Origin of the sequence: Helicobacter didelphidarum, assembly GCF_003364195.1 — a bacterium.
Classification (GTDB): domain Bacteria; phylum Campylobacterota; class Campylobacteria; order Campylobacterales; family Helicobacteraceae; genus Helicobacter_A; species Helicobacter_A didelphidarum.
Genome location: NZ_NXLQ01000148.1, coordinates 1 through 1,011, shown reverse-complemented (window position 1 = coordinate 1,011; position 1,011 = coordinate 1). Strand labels below are relative to the sequence as shown.

Genomic DNA, 1,011 nt, shown 5'->3' with positions numbered 1-1,011 from the left:
GAATAAAGTAGCAGAGAAGCCTGAATCTGTGTTAGGTTGATGAAGTAATAAATCATATCTTTCAAAGAAGCGTTTGGCTTGATTAGGGGAGAATTCGCCATCAAATAATTTATCATCAAGCAAACCATTTTTAGGTTTGCCATTATCATCAAGATAGTATTTATAGGTAATGTCGAGTATGTCTGCGGGGGTGGGAATTGCAGTTTCATCTTTTTTTATATCCTCTCTAAAATATTTCAATCTATACCAATCTTTACTATATTCCTCTGGTTTATAGTTTTTATTCGCTAGATGAAAGTATCCATACGCTGCCCAAGCAAGCTCTGCATTATCTTTTAGTTTCTTGATTAATTCTTTGTTTGTCATTCAATCTCCTTATGAAAATATGAACAATCTATCCTGCTTCCTGAAAGATAGAATCCTGTCCCTTCATTACCTGCTGGGAAGGGTCGTAAATCACGCCAATTTGCATAAAAACCTATTTTCCTTATATTATCTTTTGTTGCATTTTTATCTTTAAAAAACATATTTGATATAATAGTAATTCTATCATCATACTTCTTAAATTGATATACATATTGCTTAGAATCATTAAAAAATAAATTCTCCTGAATATACTCCCAATCTAGCTTATCTAAACTTGTATCAAAATACTTTAGCACTTTATTATAATACTCCTCATCTATCTTGCCACCATTAAATTGATATATTTCTGGGTCTAATTCACACATCTTTTTAAATTTGTGATAGCTAGGCTGAAAACTATAAGGCACGAAACACCCACTAAACATCACTGCCACAACTAAGATTCCAATGATTGATAATATACTATAACTCATTTTCATCACGCCACCTCTTTAATCTTGATTATATAAGATTCTACATTATCTTTGCCAATTTCACCACTAAACCCCAAATTCTATCGTAAGTTTCTTACATTGAGCTGGCATAAGCCATATTTCTTTAGAATATATACTCTCTTGTTTGTATTCTTTGTATGTATCATCTATG

The 1,011-nt window shown here is 31.5% G+C and carries 2 protein-coding genes; both read right to left on the bottom strand.

Annotated elements, in window-relative coordinates; translation table 11 throughout:
* The coding region (locus CQA53_RS11605) for a hypothetical protein (protein ID WP_115544035.1) at nt 1-366 on the bottom strand (366 nt) is incomplete at its 3' end.
* Nucleotides 363-845 (bottom strand): hypothetical protein, encoded by a 483-nt coding sequence (locus CQA53_RS11600; RefSeq protein ID WP_115544034.1) that lies wholly within the window; start codon nt 843-845, stop codon nt 363-365. The genes CQA53_RS11605 and CQA53_RS11600, both read right to left, overlap by 4 nt.
* Nucleotides 846-1,011 lie beyond the last annotated feature (166 nt).